The sequence below is a fragment of the Borborobacter arsenicus genome, assembly GCF_003934165.1.
Classification (GTDB): domain Bacteria; phylum Pseudomonadota; class Alphaproteobacteria; order Rhizobiales; family Rhizobiaceae; genus Pseudaminobacter; species Pseudaminobacter arsenicus.
On the sequence record NZ_ML133510.1, the window covers coordinates 129,813 to 144,163 of the forward strand.

Here is a 14,351-nt window from a genome sequence, read left to right on the forward strand (position 1 = left end):
TCATGCGCTTGCAGTCGAAGGGCATGTCCGAGGCGCGTTGACGGGGATCGGCCATCACCTTCTCGTTTATTTTTGTTGCGGGCTTTGCGCGATTGATAGGCGCTCCAGGAGAAAATGACGGTTTCTCCCTCCTTCTGCTGGACTGCGCGCGGCGCCGACTTCATTCTTGGCCCAAAGGCTTTTTGGATGGCTGCACCGGATTGGAAGCCACGACGACTTCCGCCGGGCCGACCGAAGCATCAAGCGTGCCGTCGGGTCGGATATCCCATGTCAGCACGGCGTCTTCTTCTTCCATGGCGGGATCGACATAGACGCATTGCGCCACCACATGCGGCTTTCGGCCGGAAAATTCGCGAAGTGTGTCGGGAAGAACCGCATCACACTCCTCCATCGTCTCATATATCGGCACCGGGGCCGGCAGTTCATGGCACTCTTGAAAATCGCCGGAACATCCGATTATCAGCAGCAGAGCAGCAATGTGTTCCATGGGCGTGTCCTCCCGCCATGGAAACGAATTCCTGGGGCACAAAGTTCCCTGAATTTCCTCAGGCACCGCGTCAGGACAGAAGAAAAGGCCAGGTTCAGTCGATCTCGAAATTGCCGCTCGGAACGAGAAGGCGATACTGCAGCCGATTGCCTTCGATGCTGAGGCTCGAGGAGCCATTGAGCGATCGCGGAACGACGCGCTCCAATGCAACGCTGCCGAAGCGCCTTTCGCCGAACCCATCTATCGGCGTGCCGACCAATTCGGTCCATACGAGCGACAGCGTAGGTCGATCGGCAGAGTGGTTTTCCAATTGTGCCGCAACGGTGACCACCCCGCCCGGTCTGGCGAGGGCGCCGTAGCTGAGTGAATTTACCGCCAGTTCGTGCATGGCAAGGCCGATATGCAGGGCGGCATTGGGATTGAGATAGGGATTGACCCCTTCAAACAGCACGGAATTGCCGGTTTGGGCGCTGTAGCGCGCCACCTGGCCGACGACCAGCTCGTGCAGATCCGCCCCGCGCCAATTGGACGAGGTGACCAGGTCCTGCGAGGAGGCCAACGACTGCAGGCGCCCGTGGAAGCGTGAAAGGAAGTTGTCGATGGTCCCGGAATAGCGGCCGGTCTGCGTGGCAATGCTCTGGATGATGGCGAGCAGGTTCTTGGAGCGATGGCTGAGTTCGCGCAGCAACGTCTTCAGGGTCTGTTCGCGCCGCTTGCTTTCGGTTCTGTCCACCGCGGTGGTGACGATCCCTTGCACTGTGCCGTCGGGTCCCTGGTCAGCGTCGATCCACACATCGAACCACAGCGCTCCGCCACTATGGGGGATGCTGATCTCAATTCGCTCGGGATGAAGCGACGCCAGGACCCTGTCTTTGGCGCTCAGGGCAAGTTCCGCCTGTGCGGCGGGCAGGAAATCGCTGTCGGTCTTGCCGATGATCTCCTCGGCCGACCAGGTGGCCGGCATGTTTTCCGCCCACAGGACCCTAAGATCGAGGTCCTGATAGAGAACGGTTATTCCGGTGTTGCGCAGGGCATGGAGAAGGCTGCGCCCGCGATCATGTTCCACCTCCGGCGCGCCTGGGCGGGGGCTGGCGCCACCACGCTTCCTGCCTTTGGGGTCGTTCATCGCACCTGCTTTCCCAGCCGGTCCCCCGCGCAATCTTTCTTGGGCGGGCTACCGCAATATCAAGTCTTTCAAAACGTTCCGCCGGACAGCGCCTTTCGACACTGCCCGGCGGTCATGTGAAAGCCGCTTGAGGGGGACGGCTTTCAGCACGCGAATCGGGGTCATGCCCTTCGGAACAGGCCGGCGATCAGCGAGATCACCAGGAAAGCCAGGAAAACGAAGAACAGAATCTGCGCGATGCCAGCCGAAGTGCCGGCGATGCCGCCAAAACCCAGCGCGCCGGCAATGATGGCAACGACAAGGAATACAAGAGCCCAGTAAAGCATGATCAATCTCCTGAAACTTTGATGATGAAGAAACGCCAAGGCAGCTTCTTTGTTCCTTGGCTCTCTCGCTGAGGCAAAAGAAAAGGCCGCCACACTGGTGACGACCTTTGGGGATGGCTTGCGCAGCCATGGCGTCTGTTTACGCGGCCGCTTTGGCCTGACGGTCGAAGAAAAGCGCCTGGCTTATCAGGGCTTTCACCATATCCGGATTGAAGGGCTTGGTGACCAGAAAAGCCGGTTCCGGGCGCTCGCCGGTCAGCAGCCGCTCGGGAAAGGCGGTGATGAAAATCACCGGCACCGCCGTCGATGTCAGGATTTCGTTGACGGCGTCGATGCCCGAGCTGCCATCGGCAAGCTGGATATCGGCCAGGATCATCTTGGGATGCGTCTTGCTAAACAGAGCCGTCGCTTCGGCATGCGTCCTTGCGGTTCCAACCACACGATGACCGAGGCTTTCCACCATTTCCTCGATGTCCATGGCAATCAGAGGTTCGTCCTCGATGATGAGGACGTCGGTCGCCACCTGATGCGAAATCTCACTGCTTGCCAGCGCGAGCAGGTCGCCGAAATCTTCCTCGCTGACGTTAAGGATTTCAGCCGCTTCCTCATGGGTGAAGCCCTCGACCGCGACAAGCAGGAAAGCCTGGCGTGACTGGGGCGAGAGCGCGCCGAGATTGGCGGCAGCCTGCTGCTCCCAGGCGGAAGCCAGTTCTTCCTGCGGGACACGGATGGCGACCGAGGTGAACAGCCGGGCAAAGACCTTGTAGAGCGCTATGCGTTCGCTCGATGCCTCCGGGAAGATACTTACATCAGCAATGATCGCCTCAAGCATGGCGGCCACCAATGCGTCGCCGCTTTGCTGCGACCCGGAAACAGCCCGGGAAAAACGGCGTAGAAAAGGTAAATGGGGAGCAATAGTTGCTGACAGACTCATGATATGCTGGTTCCCTCAGATGGCTTCAGAACAGATTTAAGTTGAAACGCTTGCGCCCTCAACGAGCCTTTCATGAAAAAGTTCCCCGCCGTCGGAACTAATTTGGAGACCCGGCGTTGTCGGGTGAATTTGGGCCAACCAGATGTCGATTTCGTTCGCCTTGTTTTAACGGGAACTTGATTGGCAGCCTGAAAAAGCAGGACGAACCTAGGAAATGAAGAAACCAAATCCCGACCCCGAGAAAGCCGATCGGCGCCGCAATGGGTCGGCTGAGCTTCTCGGCCCGAATTCGGAAATCGGACGAAAGCTGAAGCAATATTATGACGGTTTGGTGTCGGAGGAGATTCCTGACCGCTTCGCCCAGTTGCTTAGGCAACTGGAACAAACCGAACCTGCCGAGAAGAAGGGTTGATCCGTATGGCGGTTTCACCGGAATTCAAGCAGGATTTGCTCGGCACGATCCCAAATCTGCGTGCTTTTGCGGTGTCGCTTACCCAGAACGCCGACAAGGCGGATGATCTGGTCCAGGAAACCCTGGTCAAGGCATGGGACAAGCATGAGAGTTTCCAGATGGGGACCAATCTCAAGGCCTGGCTCTTCACCATACTGCGCAATGAATTCTATTCGCAAATGCGCAAGCGGGGTCGCGAGGTGCAGGACAGCGACGGGATCATGACCGAGCGTCTGGCGGTCCATCCCAGCCAGCATGGGCTGCTCGACCTGAAGGACTTTCGCGGCGCGCTGGAGCAACTGCCCGAGGATCAGCGCGAGGCGATCATCCTGATCGGCGCTTCCGGCTTTTCCTATGAAGAAGCGGCGGAAATATGCGGTTGCGCCGTCGGCACGATCAAGAGCCGCGTCAGCAGGGCTCGCAACCGCCTGCAGGAGATACTGAAGATTTCAGGCGAAGCGGATTACGGTCCGGATTCGATTTCCGCGCAGGTGATGGGCTCAAGCGCTGCCTGAGGCGGCCAGACGGCCCGAGGCCGCAGCCACCGCTTCGATCAACTCGTCGCCAGAATAGGGCTTGCCGATTACGAGGACGCCAGGAAAGGCGGCAAGGATTTCCTCGAAATCGGTGTAACCCGACGCGAAGATGAACGGAACGCCGCGTTCGTGGAGTTTGCGCGCAAAGGGCAGCGTGGATATGCCGCCAAGCATGATGTCGAGGATAGCGGCATCGAAGCTCGGGCCAGGCTGTTCAGGATCTATCGCTGTCAGGTCCTGGGCGATGACCACATCGGCCGCGCCATTGTCACGACATAGCTGTTCCACATCCATGGCTATGAGGAATTCGTCCTCCAGAACCAGAATGCGCATGTCGGAAAGCAAATTGGGCACTGAAAACCACCTGACTGAAAGCGCATATTCATGGCGGCAATTGCGCTGCCTGTCATTTAAAAAAGACATGGTGGTCAGGTCAGGGACACGGAACCTCCGCCTCCGTAATGCGTTGTGATTTCACAACAATCGGGGGATCATTTGCCAACACCACCAGAGCGCCCCGTTTCCGTTCGGCGGTATCCGTGCGAGAAATGCCCCTTGCGGCCGCTGAAGATATTCCGTGAGTTCGAGCCGAAGGAACTCGCTTTCATCAGCCGCTTCAAGAAAGGCGAATTGGCTGTCGACAAGGGGGCAACCGTCCTGGTCGAAGGCAGCCACAGCGCGCATCTCTACACGGTTCTTACCGGTTGGGGGTTTCGCTACAAGCTCCTGTCGGACGGGCGCCGCCAGATCCTCAACTATGTGATGCCGGGCGACCTGATCGGCCTGCAAGGCAGCGTCATGGGCGAGATGCAGCATTCGGTCGAGGCGTTGTCGTCGATGATGCTATGCGTCTTCCAGCGCGAGGAACTGAATGAACTTTACAGCAATCACCCGGGCCTCGGCTACGACATCACCTGGATTGCCGCGCGCGAAGAGCAGATGCTCGACGAGAACCTGCTCAGCGTGGGTCGCCGCAGTGCTCTGGAGCGGGCGGCATATCTGATCGCGTTTCTGGGCAGCCGGGCAAAGTCGGTCGGTCTCAATGGAAGCCAGAAGCTCAATCTTCCGATTACCCAACAGCATATTGCCGATACGCTCGGTCTTTCGCTCGTCCATACCAACAAGACCATCCGCAAGCTGATCAATCGCAAGCTCGTGTTGTGGCGCGATGGTGGCTGCGAGATCGTCGATATCGAGGGATTGATGCAACTGGCCCGCTGGGAAGGACTTGGGGAGGCGCGGCGGCCGCTTGTCTAGAGCATGTTGCGCCTAAGTGGAATCACTTGGCGTCGCATACATGCGGCAAAATCAATTAGATAGACCATGATGTCGGTCGAAAACCGCTTCAGACTTTTCGGCATCATGGTCTAGGCGGTCGGTTTGGCCGGCGGGGCTATTGGAACTTCACCGCAGATTGCACGTTTGAACCCGACACCAAACACAGGAGTTGAACATGGTCGCAGCAGCAGGCAAGGGTGCAAGATCCGCCGGTCAAGCGGATGGGAATGGGGCGGGCCCGGATCTGGAGGCCGATATTCGCCAGTTGCGCGCCGATATCGCCAAGCTGACCGAGCAGTTGGCGACGACCGGCGAGCATTCCTACAGCACTGCGCGGCGCGCGGCCAAGGAAGGCGTCGATCAATTGCGGGCGCAGGGCGAGGCGGCGTTTGAAGGTCTGCGCAGCAACGCCCGTGACGTGGAGGAGCAGGTCCTGGCGACGGTCCGCGAAAAACCGATCACGTCGCTGGCCGTGGCGGCAGGGATCGGCTTCCTGTTTGCCCTGTTGTCTCGTCGCTGACATTCCATTTCATTGAGGGGGGCCGCAATATGCTGGCATCGCTTATCGCAAGTTTCGCGTCCGGCGAAACCTTGCTTGCCTTGCGCCGCGCGCGCATGGCGGCAATGGCCTATGCGCTGGCCGGTGTCGCCTTTTTGTGCGGCGCCGGTTTCCTTGTTGCCGCATTCTACATCTGGGCGGCCCGGCGCTATGGTGGGATCGAGGCGGCACTGGGTTTCGGCGTGGGCTTCCTGGTCCTTGGTGCAATTGTCCTGATGGTCCATAAGATCACCACAGGGTCCCGCGCGAAGCGCGCGGCGCAGCGCCGAAGCAGCGACATGACGACGATCGCGGTTGCTTCGGCCCTGGCGGTATTGCCGACGATCCTGCGCGGAAAGGCTGGCCTGGGCACCTTGGCCGCGCCGGCAGTGGCCGCGATTGCGTATGCTATCTATCGGGAAAACCGTCCGAAGCGCCCGTCCAGGGAACCGCTGGACGAGGATTGAGAATCCCGCGGAAGCTGCCTTCCGCCCGCTACGCGACTGAATGGGACGGGAACCATGGCTGGCGACATGCATTGACTTTCACAGATGCTGTGGAGGTCAAGTTGCCCAAGACAATCCCGACTGAAGAAGCGCGGCAAGGACGGCGCGGCTGGCAGGTGTTGCTGGTCCTTATCGGTGCTTTGATCCTGGCAGGCCTGGTATGGTTCGGCGTCGAGTTTTACGGCGAAGCCATCGACACCAACAGCGCCGACAGCCAATCCGTACCTGCCCAGACAGATTGACGAGCCGTTCTGACAGCTCCCGCTATAACAAGCACTACCCTTCTCAAGAATGTGTCAGGCATGCCGCGGCGGCACGTGTCGCCTGAGCTCTTGCCGAGGTTTGGCGCAACCTAAAAGCGCATCGCTGCAAAAATTCGGAACTAGAAGCGAGGGGAGGACGTTGTGGGCATGTAGGGGCCGCGCCGGCTTCCCTGCGACGGTACAGCCAAGCGCGGCAGCGCAAACGAGTTCACGCAAAGGAGAGTTTATCATGATCCGCAACCTTTTGGCCACGACTGCCGTCGCCGTCCTGTTGGCGGGCGGAGCCTATGCCCAGGACACGACGGCGCCTGCTTCTCCTGCCCCGGCAACGGAGGCTCCGGCTGAAGCTCCGGTAACCCGCGCTGACGGTCATCTTGCCAGCAACATCATCGGTGAAACCGTCTATAACGGCACCAGTGACGACGCCGAGAACATCGGCAAGGTCAATGACGTCGTGATCGGCGCCGATGGCAAGGTTGAGGCCGTGGTGGTCGGCGTTGGCGGTTTCCTGGGCCTTGGCGAGAAGAATGTCGCCGTAAATTACGGCGAGGTTGAATGGGCCGAGCAGAACGGCGATCGCTGGCTGGTGGTGAACACCACCAAGGAGCAGCTTCAGGCCCAGGCCGATTTCGATCGCCGCGCCTATGATCCAGCTCCCGCCGATGTGAGCACTGACGGCACTGCGCCTGCAACCGACTCAACGGCGATGGCGCCTGCCGACGACACTACGACCGCTCCGTCGGATGGAACCACTGCGGTTGCGCCGGCCGCTCCGGCTCCGGATGCAAGCGCGGAAGCCCCGGCTACGCCTACCCCTGACAGCACCGCCGAGGCCCCGGCCACGGAACCGGCTCCCGATAGCACGGCCCAGGCGCCTGCCGCCACCGACGACACGACGACTGCGGCGATCGACAAGTCGCAGCTCACCGAGGTTCCGGCCGGCGAAATCAGCTCTGAGGAACTGGTCGGAACGACCGTCTATGGCGCTGATGATGCCAATATCGGCGAAATCGGCGATGTCTTGATGTCGCAGGACGGCAAGGTTGATTCCATCATTCTTGATGTGGGCGGTTTCCTCGGCGTTGGTGAGAAGAAGGTTGCCGTTGGCATGGACAACCTGTCCTTCATGACCGACAAGGACGGCAACAAGTATCTCTATACCACCTTCACCAAGGAACAGCTGGATGCCCAGCCGGCCTATGATGAAAGCACCTATGCCGAGAAGCGCGACGAACAGCGCCTCATGATGCAGTAAGGCTGCCGACAATAACCAAATAAAAAGCCCGCATCGGAAACGGTGCGGGCTTTTTCATACCTGGTCGAATGGGGGCGGGCGGCCCGGAATCAGGATCTCATCCCTGCAATTGCCAGCGGATTTTCGACCACCGCCGCGCGATCGGGCGTATCCACCGACGGCTGGTTGGTGACGGCTGCAAACAGGCGCCGGATATAATCTTCCGGCATGTCGAGCGTGATCAGCACCAGCCGCGTACCGCGAAGCTGGTCCGGCCAGGCCGGTAGCCGTGCCGGCGGGTGCAGGATCTTCTGCACCCCGTGGACCACCAGCGGACGGGAAGGGTCCTCGGCGATTTCAATGATGCCCTTCATGCGTAGCAATTTCTCGCCATGGGTCGAGCGCAGCAGGTCGAGGAACATCTCGATCGCCGAATAGGGCACCGGCCCCTCATGGACCAGCGTGAAGCTCTTTACCCGATCATCATGGCGATGATCGTGGTGATCATGGTCGTCGCCGTGATGGTGACGATGTTCGGCGTGGGTAGCCTCTTCGCCCAGCCAGCTGCGTACATCGGCTGTCTTCGTCGCCGGATCGTAAAGGCCGCATTCAAGCAACGCGGCTCCCGTTGCGTCCCTTCCGGCGTCGAGCATGGGTGCTGACGGGTTGATCTGCCGAAGACGCGCGCGCAGCGCCGACAGTCCGGCGGCGTCGGTTGCCAGATCGGCCTTGGTGAGAACGATACGATCAGCGACCGCGGCCTGCTTTACGGCCTCGACATGGGCATCGAGCGTCGCCCCGCCATTAACGGCATCCACGGCGGTGATGACGCCGTCGAGGCGGAATGCCTGGACGAGCGCCGGATGCCCCATGATCGACTGCAGCACGGGGGCAGGATCGGCCAGCCCCGTGGTCTCGATCACGATCCGCTTCAAGCGCTCGATCTTGCCAGTTTGCAGGCGGTCGACCAGATCGGCCAGCGTGTCGACCAGTTCGCCGCGCACCGTGCAGCACAGGCAGCCGTCGGAAAGCTCGATGATGCCGTCCGAGGCCTTCTCGACCAGCAGGTGATCTATCGCGACGTCGCCGAACTCATTGATGATGACGGCGGTGTCGGAAAGGGCGGGGTCCCTGAGCAGGCGATTGAGCAGCGTGGTCTTGCCCGCGCCGAGAAATCCGGTCAGCACCGAAACCGGGATTGGGTAAAGAGTGGCGGCCATCTTGAGTCTTACATCCGGCCGTCGTCGCCCTGGGCGGATTGCTGGGCCGAACCCGGTATCGGCATATCCGGACGCCAGGTGGGGATCGGCACGTCGGCGTAGTTCCTCTCGGCTTCGATCGCCGCAAAGGCCAACGGAACCGGACCCGTTGCGCCGCCGAGCGAAACCGTCACCAGTTGCGGCTCGCGCGTCATGTCCTTGAGGTGAGGCGACTTCAGGAGCAGCTTACCGTTCTTGTCGCGAATCGGTGTCCGTTCCGAGGCTGCTTTGGCGCCGCAGGCAGCCTCACGCATATCCGTGGCCACGGTTTGGCCCTCGCCGTAGGGAATAAGACCGGCAACGGTCAGCGAGCCGGAGGCAGAGGTGGCGAAACCCTGGGCCAAAAGGTCCGCCGCCTTGTCGGCGCGGCCTTGCGGCGTGATCTGGCCGAGAACGACGGCAGCCAAGGTGCGTCCGTTGCGCGTAGCCGAGCCGATGAGATTGTAGCCGGAGGCGCAGACGAAACCAGTTTTCATGCCGTCCGCGCCGTCGAAGCGCCCGACCAGCAGATTGTAGCTTTTCATCCGGGCCTTGCCGGCTCGCAGGCCTTCAATGGCAAAATAGGGCGCATATTGCGGATATTCGACGCGGATCGCCCGGACCAGCAAGGCAAGGTCACGCGCGGTCGTATAATTGTCCGGATCGTGCAGGCCGTTGGCATTGGTGAAATGGCTGCCGGACATGCCGAGGCGGCGGGCTTCGGCATTCATGCGCGCGGCAAAGGCAGGAATGGTGCCGCCGACATTTTCACCGACCGCGGCCGCAATGTCGTTGGCCGACTTGATCAGCATCATCTTCAGCGCATTGTCGAGCGTCATCACCGATCCTGGCTTGTAGCCCATCTTGCTTGGTGGTTCGGCAGCGGCAGTCTTGGTGACCTTGATCGGCGATTGCAGGGTCAGTTCACCGGCGTCGATGGCCCGAAAGGTGACATAGGCGGTCATCAGCTTGGTCAGCGAGGCGGGATACCAGCGCTTGAAGGCGTCCTCATGCTCCAGCACCTGCCCTGTCTTGACGTCGAACAATATGGACGGACCAGCCAGGGCCGGGCCGGCCAACAGCAGCAGTGCCGTCAACGCCGCCGGAAATGTCTTTGGAAAAGCCCAATGTCGCATGGTTGTGTCCGAATCCGCCTTATGCCGCCCGCGCCTCTCGGCCTCCGCAAGCTCGGGAAGGCCGGGCCGATCCTCAGCAGCACGAAATTGTTCGCGTGCTATTTAGCCTATGTGACGCCAAGATGGCAAAGCGTGTACGATCACGATTGCGCATGGTAAGAGCCGATTGACGGACCCACGGACAATGAGAGACTTATCCACATGCCGATATTGAACCGAGCCGCCGAATTGCAGGACGAGATCACCGGCTGGCGCCGCCTGCTTCACCAGAATCCGGAACTGAATTACGACGTGTTCAAGACGGCGGAATTCGTGTCCGGCAAGCTGAAGGAGTTCGGTTGCGACGAGGTGGTTCCAGGCATCGGCCGCACCGGTGTCGTCGGCGTCATCCGCGGCAATCTCGGCGCCGGCGCCGCCATCGGCCTGCGCGCCGACATGGACGCGCTGCCCATCGTCGAGGCGTCAGGCAAGCCCTATGCTTCCAACACGCCTGGAAAGATGCATGCCTGCGGCCATGACGGCCATACGGCAATGCTTCTGGGCGCGGCAAAATATCTCGCCGAAACCCGCAATTTCGCAGGCTCGGTCGCCGTGATCTTCCAGCCGGCCGAAGAAGGCGGCGCGGGCGGTCTGGCGATGGTGCAGGACGGCATGATGGACCGCTTCGGCATCCGCCAGGTATATGGCATGCACAATATGCCGACTTTGCCGATTGGCCAGTTCGCCATACGGCCCGGCGCGATCATGGCGGCGACGGCCGAATTCACCATCACGGTGAAGGGCAAGGGCGGGCATGCGGCCATGCCGCATGTCGGTGTCGATCCGATCGTGGTCGGCAGCCAGATCGTTGGCGCCTTGCAGACGATTGCCGCGCGGACCACCGATCCGATCGATTCGGTGGTGGTGTCGGTGACGAAATTCAATGGCGGCAGCGCCTATAACATCATTCCCGAAACAGTCGAGCTCGCCGGCACGGTGCGCACGCTCAGGAAGGAAGTGGCCGCCAAGGCGCGCGAACGTATCCACGAAATCTGTGCGGGCATCGGCGCGGCCATGGGGGCGACAGTTACCGTCGCTTATGACGCCAATTACCCGGTGACCTTCAACCATGCGGAAGAGACGGCGTTCGCCATCGGAGTTGCCGAGGAGATCGCCGGCAAGGGGCAGGTGCATCCCGAAATGCAGCCGCTGATGGGCGGCGAGGATTTTTCCTATATGCTGGAGGCGCGCCCCGGTGCCTTTATCTTTATCGGCAATGGCGACACGGCCAACCTCCACCACCCCGCCTATGACTTCAACGACGAGGCGATTGCGCACGGCGTCAGCTATTGGGTGCGGCTGGCCGAGACAGCTCTCGCTGCCTAAGATCTGCTGGCTGGTGTAGGAAGGTCGGCAGGCAGACGGCACCCGATCGATGATTTCCTGTCTGAAAGCCGTTGGCGAAAGCGATGGAAACGGTTATGTAGCGGCCGGTTGGTCCCGTAGCTCAGTAGGATAGAGCGACAGATTCCTAATCTGTAGGTCACAGGTTCGATTCCTGTCGGGATCACCAGCTCCTTAAATGTCAGCGGTCGATCTTCGTTGAGAGGATGATCGAGGACAGCGTACGCTCCACGCCCTCTAGTGCGCCGATGCGGTCGATCAATGCGTCGAGGTCGCGCACCGATGGCGCCTCGACAATGATGATCATATCGAAGCTGCCGCTGATGGAATGCAGCGTGCGCACTTCCGGGATACGCCGCAGCACGGTCTCAACTGAAGCCGAGAGCTTCGGCAGCGCCGTCACCAGAATATGCGCGCGCACCAGGTTCCGTTCATAGTCGGGCGAAAGCCGGACGCCATAGCCGGCGATCACGCCGCTCTTTTCCAGACGCTCGATGCGGCTTTGCACCGTGGTGCGCGACACGCCCAAGCGGCGCGCCAGTTCGGCAGTCGAGGCGCGTGCGTTCTCGCGTAGCAGCCCGATCAGGGCACGGTCATTGTCGGTCGTCATTATGGGCAATCCGTTCGGCAGATTGCCTAGATTATACCGATACTTCGTCCAATGAAATACTGCTATCCGACAGACATCAGGGCTATCCTCTTGCGATATCGATAGTTTCGAGGGGCTCCACCATGAAGACAGTCGTCATCGTCGGCGCAGGCAAGATCGGCGCAACCATCGCAACCATGCTGGCTCAAACGGGCGACTATGAAGTCACCGTGGTCGATCGCTCGCAGGCGCAACTCGATGCACTGGAACCCGGCCGCGGCATCGTTGCGCGGCAGATCGACATCGGCCAGGATGGCGCGCTCGATGCCGTTCTGGCAGACAAGTTTGCCGTGCTTAGCGCGGCTCCGTTTCACCTCACCACCAGGATCGCCGAAGCTGCGGCGAGGGCGGGTGTTCATTATCTCGATCTTACCGAGGACGTCGCCAGCACGCGCCGTGTCAAGCAACTGGCAGAAGGCGCGCAGAGCGCCTTCATCCCGCAATGCGGACTGGCGCCGGGGTTTATTTCCATCGTTGCCAATGATCTGGCCAAACGTTTCGACACGCTGGAAAGCCTGCGCATGCGCGTCGGCGCGCTGCCGCAATATCCCTCCAACGCGCTGAACTACAATCTGACCTGGAGCACCGACGGCGTCATCAACGAATATTGCGAGCCGTGCGAGGCGATCGTCGATGGCGAACTGGTGTCGGTTCCGCCGCTGGAGGAGCGGGAGGAATTCTCGCTGGACGGCATAACCTATGAGGCATTCAACACTTCGGGCGGGCTTGGCACGCTGTGCGAAACCTACAAGGGCAAGGTGCGCACGTTGAACTATCGCACCATCCGCTATCCCGGGCATGCCGCGATCATGAAGGCGCTACTCAATGATCTCGGCCTGCGCGACCGCCGCGACGTGCTGAAGGACATTCTGGAAAATGCCCTGCCTGCGACCATGCAGGATGTGGTGGTGATCTTCGTGACGGTGAGCGGGCGCAAGAACGGCAGGCTCTTGCAGGAAAGCTACGCCAACAAGATCTACAGCCACATGATCGGCGATGCGATGCTGAGCGCCATCCAGATCACCACGGCGTCGGGCATTTGCGCGGTGCTGGATATGCTTGCGGACGGTAAGCTACCGGCGAAAGGCTTCGTGCGGCAGGAAGACATCACGCTGGATGCGTTCCTGGCCAATCGCTTCGGCCGCAACTACGCGCAGGCAAGCGCCACGCATCTGGCGGCGTAGATGACGGGGCTTTACCCTCCCCTTGTGGGGAGGGTAAAGACGCTCACTCCTCCAGCAAACGGAACTCCAGATACAGGTTGCGCTGCAGGATCGAGTGGTTGTCGTCCGACATCAGCGACACCATGACGGCGCCGTCGCTGCGCCGCCATATGTCGAGCGCTTCCATATTGTCGATCTGGTAGTTCATGTCGGCCTGCATGATGACCGGGCCGTCAGCAAGCCTGCCCCGGCCGATCGTGGCTGCCTCGATGCGCCTGAGCCGCATCTTGACGCCCTGCGCCATGCTGAAGCTGCGCTCCAGTAGCAGCAGGTCGCCATCCGGCAGGAAGGCGCCATCGGTGATATCGAAGCTGTCACCGCGCCTGACGCTGAAAACACCCTTTTGCGACCCATCGAGCACGGCGGCAAAGATGTCGCCATTTTTGTCCAGGCTTCTTTCGGAAACGACAACCAGCGCGCCGCCGAGACGTCCGCCCTCGGGTGCATAGGCAATGGTTTCGAAGCCGCGATTCATGCGCAGCTCATGCGCTGGAACCAGGAAATCGAGCTGCCGGAACGGGGCTTTCATCGCTTCCGGTCGGATGCGGAACTGGGCAACCCTCTGGTTGCGCTCGAAGCCGACCGTGGCAATGCCGCCCCGGATCGCGAGGCCTTCCGCATCGACGAGCCATTTTTCGAAGATCGGTTCGCCGGCCTCGTCAATCATTTGCTGCATGCGAAAATCGGCGATGCCGGTCGGGCGTTGGTCTTCGTCGCGCTCCAGCCGGCCGAAGAACCAGAAGCCGGTATCGGCAACACCGATGAAATTGCCTCCCGGCGAGAGGAAGCGCATGGCCGACAGCGCGCCGAAATTGCGCCCGGGCGATGTCATCTCCAACCCGCCGACGAACTCCAGCGGGCCGAACCGCGTCTCGTCGCGGCCGATATGGAATTGCGTGATCTGGCGCGAGGAGACTTCGATCGGTTCGACCGTTGAGGGATCGGCGTGAACCGGCGCAATGAGCAGCGATAAGTTCAGGGCGGCATACGCAAATATGCGTGCAGGATTGGCCGGGTGAGGGGGCATTCAGATGACCGGCGCG

Annotated in this window: 18 protein-coding genes, 1 tRNA gene and 1 pseudogene; 10 read left to right on the plus strand and 10 right to left on the minus strand. The window is 60.7% G+C overall.

From position 1 onward, the window contains the following. Window positions 1-113: 113 nt before the first annotated feature. The 5 genes and pseudogenes from EET67_RS26575 to EET67_RS04265 form a co-directional block, all read right to left on the minus strand. Window positions 114-164, minus strand: a pseudogene (locus EET67_RS26575) (hypothetical protein); the annotation flags it as partial. Next, complete coding sequence (locus tag EET67_RS04250) at window positions 161-487, minus strand: hypothetical protein (RefSeq protein ID WP_128624974.1); 327 nt, start codon at window positions 485-487, stop codon at window positions 161-163. The gene EET67_RS04250 and the pseudogene EET67_RS26575, both read right to left, overlap by 4 nt. Before the next feature lie 94 nt (window positions 488-581). Next, window positions 582-1,613 carry a sensor histidine kinase gene (locus EET67_RS04255; RefSeq protein WP_128624975.1) on the minus strand — a complete coding sequence of 344 codons (1,032 nt, stop codon included), beginning with the start codon at window positions 1,611-1,613 and terminating at the stop codon, window positions 582-584. A gap of 161 nt (window positions 1,614-1,774) precedes the next feature. After that, a complete protein-coding gene (locus tag EET67_RS04260) occupies window positions 1,775-1,939 on the minus strand; it encodes a DUF1328 domain-containing protein (RefSeq protein ID WP_108606680.1) in 165 nt (54 codons plus the stop codon). A 139-nt stretch (window positions 1,940-2,078) separates the two neighbouring features. Continuing rightward, the gene (locus EET67_RS04265; RefSeq protein WP_128624976.1) at window positions 2,079-2,873 is read right to left on the minus strand and encodes a response regulator; all 795 of its coding nucleotides are present in this window, start codon (window positions 2,871-2,873) and stop codon (window positions 2,079-2,081) included. Between the two features lie 214 nt (window positions 2,874-3,087). Between EET67_RS04265 and EET67_RS04270 the strand changes: the two genes are divergently transcribed. Both EET67_RS04270 and EET67_RS04275 read left to right on the plus strand, forming a co-directional pair. After that, entirely contained in the window at window positions 3,088-3,285 is a 198-nt protein-coding gene (locus tag EET67_RS04270; protein ID WP_128624977.1) for a NepR family anti-sigma factor, read from the plus strand. Window positions 3,286-3,290: 5 nt separating this feature from the next. Then, window positions 3,291-3,839, plus strand: coding sequence for an RNA polymerase sigma factor (locus EET67_RS04275; protein WP_128624978.1), 549 nt, complete (start codon window positions 3,291-3,293; stop codon window positions 3,837-3,839). Here the strand turns inward: EET67_RS04275 and EET67_RS04280 are convergent. Next, window positions 3,825-4,214, minus strand: a complete 390-nt coding sequence (locus EET67_RS04280; RefSeq protein WP_245450723.1) for a response regulator — start codon at window positions 4,212-4,214, stop codon at window positions 3,825-3,827. The genes EET67_RS04275 and EET67_RS04280 overlap by 15 nt on opposite strands. 141 nt (window positions 4,215-4,355) lie before the next feature. Here EET67_RS04280 and EET67_RS04285 point away from each other — a divergent pair, with 141 nt between their 5' ends. The 5 genes from EET67_RS04285 (at window position 4,356) to EET67_RS04305 (ending at window position 7,700) form a co-directional block, all read left to right on the plus strand. Beyond that, window positions 4,356-5,117 carry a Crp/Fnr family transcriptional regulator gene (locus tag EET67_RS04285; protein WP_128624979.1) on the plus strand — a complete coding sequence of 254 codons (762 nt, stop codon included), beginning with the start codon at window positions 4,356-4,358 and terminating at the stop codon, window positions 5,115-5,117. Window positions 5,118-5,313: 196 nt separating this feature from the next. Then, window positions 5,314-5,658 (plus strand): ElaB/YgaM/YqjD family protein, encoded by a 345-nt coding sequence (locus tag EET67_RS04290; RefSeq protein WP_128624980.1) that lies wholly within the window; start codon window positions 5,314-5,316, stop codon window positions 5,656-5,658. A gap of 29 nt (window positions 5,659-5,687) precedes the next feature. Then, entirely contained in the window at window positions 5,688-6,143 is a 456-nt protein-coding gene (locus EET67_RS04295) for a hypothetical protein (RefSeq protein ID WP_128624981.1), read from the plus strand. Between the two features lie 101 nt (window positions 6,144-6,244). Continuing rightward, window positions 6,245-6,424 (plus strand): hypothetical protein, encoded by a 180-nt coding sequence (locus EET67_RS04300; protein ID WP_128624982.1) that lies wholly within the window; start codon window positions 6,245-6,247, stop codon window positions 6,422-6,424. A gap of 250 nt (window positions 6,425-6,674) precedes the next feature. Continuing rightward, complete coding sequence (locus tag EET67_RS04305) at window positions 6,675-7,700, plus strand: PRC-barrel domain-containing protein (protein WP_128624983.1); 1,026 nt, start codon at window positions 6,675-6,677, stop codon at window positions 7,698-7,700. An 89-nt stretch (window positions 7,701-7,789) separates the two neighbouring features. Here the strand turns inward: EET67_RS04305 and EET67_RS04310 are convergent, their stop codons facing one another. Beyond that, a complete protein-coding gene (locus tag EET67_RS04310; protein WP_128624984.1) occupies window positions 7,790-8,899 on the minus strand; it encodes a CobW family GTP-binding protein in 1,110 nt (369 codons plus the stop codon). A gap of 8 nt (window positions 8,900-8,907) precedes the next feature. After that, window positions 8,908-10,053 carry a D-alanyl-D-alanine carboxypeptidase family protein gene (locus EET67_RS04315; RefSeq protein ID WP_128624985.1) on the minus strand — a complete coding sequence of 382 codons (1,146 nt, stop codon included), beginning with the start codon at window positions 10,051-10,053 and terminating at the stop codon, window positions 8,908-8,910. Between the two features lie 201 nt (window positions 10,054-10,254). Between EET67_RS04315 and EET67_RS04320 the strand changes: the two genes are divergently transcribed. Continuing rightward, the gene (locus tag EET67_RS04320; protein ID WP_128624986.1) at window positions 10,255-11,418 is read left to right on the plus strand and encodes a M20 aminoacylase family protein; all 1,164 of its coding nucleotides are present in this window, start codon (window positions 10,255-10,257) and stop codon (window positions 11,416-11,418) included. A 110-nt stretch (window positions 11,419-11,528) separates the two neighbouring features. Continuing rightward, window positions 11,529-11,605, plus strand: a tRNA-Arg gene (locus EET67_RS04325). Window positions 11,606-11,617: 12 nt separating this feature from the next. Here EET67_RS04325 and EET67_RS04330 read toward each other — a convergent pair. Next, window positions 11,618-12,046 carry an Lrp/AsnC family transcriptional regulator gene (locus EET67_RS04330; protein WP_128624987.1) on the minus strand — a complete coding sequence of 143 codons (429 nt, stop codon included), beginning with the start codon at window positions 12,044-12,046 and terminating at the stop codon, window positions 11,618-11,620. 122 nt (window positions 12,047-12,168) lie between these two features. Here EET67_RS04330 and EET67_RS04335 point away from each other — a divergent pair, with 122 nt between their 5' ends. After that, window positions 12,169-13,269, plus strand: a complete 1,101-nt coding sequence (locus EET67_RS04335) for a saccharopine dehydrogenase family protein (protein ID WP_128624988.1) — start codon at window positions 12,169-12,171, stop codon at window positions 13,267-13,269. Between the two features lie 43 nt (window positions 13,270-13,312). Here the strand turns inward: EET67_RS04335 and EET67_RS04340 are convergent, their stop codons facing one another. Next, window positions 13,313-14,335, minus strand: a complete 1,023-nt coding sequence (locus tag EET67_RS04340) for an esterase-like activity of phytase family protein (RefSeq protein ID WP_128624989.1) — start codon at window positions 14,333-14,335, stop codon at window positions 13,313-13,315. Between the last annotated feature and the right edge of the window lie 16 nt (window positions 14,336-14,351).

What these genes read in the sequence shown, in the direction of transcription:
- EET67_RS04250 (WP_128624974.1), bottom strand. Translation starts at nt 487, where the DNA reads ATGGAACACATTGCTGCTCTGCTGCTGATAATCGGATGTTCCGGCGAT.
- EET67_RS04255 (WP_128624975.1), bottom strand. Translation starts at nt 1,613, where the DNA reads ATGAACGACCCCAAAGGCAGGAAGCGTGGTGGCGCCAGCCCCCGCCCA.
- EET67_RS04260 (WP_108606680.1), bottom strand. Translation starts at nt 1,939, where the DNA reads ATGCTTTACTGGGCTCTTGTATTCCTTGTCGTTGCCATCATTGCCGGC.
- EET67_RS04265 (WP_128624976.1), bottom strand. Translation starts at nt 2,873, where the DNA reads ATGAGTCTGTCAGCAACTATTGCTCCCCATTTACCTTTTCTACGCCGT.
- EET67_RS04270 (WP_128624977.1), top strand. Translation starts at nt 3,088, where the DNA reads ATGAAGAAACCAAATCCCGACCCCGAGAAAGCCGATCGGCGCCGCAAT.
- EET67_RS04275 (WP_128624978.1), top strand. Translation starts at nt 3,291, where the DNA reads ATGGCGGTTTCACCGGAATTCAAGCAGGATTTGCTCGGCACGATCCCA.
- EET67_RS04290 (WP_128624980.1), top strand. Translation starts at nt 5,314, where the DNA reads ATGGTCGCAGCAGCAGGCAAGGGTGCAAGATCCGCCGGTCAAGCGGAT.
- EET67_RS04295 (WP_128624981.1), top strand. Translation starts at nt 5,688, where the DNA reads ATGCTGGCATCGCTTATCGCAAGTTTCGCGTCCGGCGAAACCTTGCTT.
- EET67_RS04305 (WP_128624983.1), top strand. Translation starts at nt 6,675, where the DNA reads ATGATCCGCAACCTTTTGGCCACGACTGCCGTCGCCGTCCTGTTGGCG.
- EET67_RS04310 (WP_128624984.1), bottom strand. Translation starts at nt 8,899, where the DNA reads ATGGCCGCCACTCTTTACCCAATCCCGGTTTCGGTGCTGACCGGATTT.
- EET67_RS04315 (WP_128624985.1), bottom strand. Translation starts at nt 10,053, where the DNA reads ATGCGACATTGGGCTTTTCCAAAGACATTTCCGGCGGCGTTGACGGCA.
- EET67_RS04320 (WP_128624986.1), top strand. Translation starts at nt 10,255, where the DNA reads ATGCCGATATTGAACCGAGCCGCCGAATTGCAGGACGAGATCACCGGC.
- EET67_RS04330 (WP_128624987.1), bottom strand. Translation starts at nt 12,046, where the DNA reads ATGACGACCGACAATGACCGTGCCCTGATCGGGCTGCTACGCGAGAAC.
- EET67_RS04335 (WP_128624988.1), top strand. Translation starts at nt 12,169, where the DNA reads ATGAAGACAGTCGTCATCGTCGGCGCAGGCAAGATCGGCGCAACCATC.
- EET67_RS04340 (WP_128624989.1), bottom strand. Translation starts at nt 14,335, where the DNA reads ATGCCCCCTCACCCGGCCAATCCTGCACGCATATTTGCGTATGCCGCC.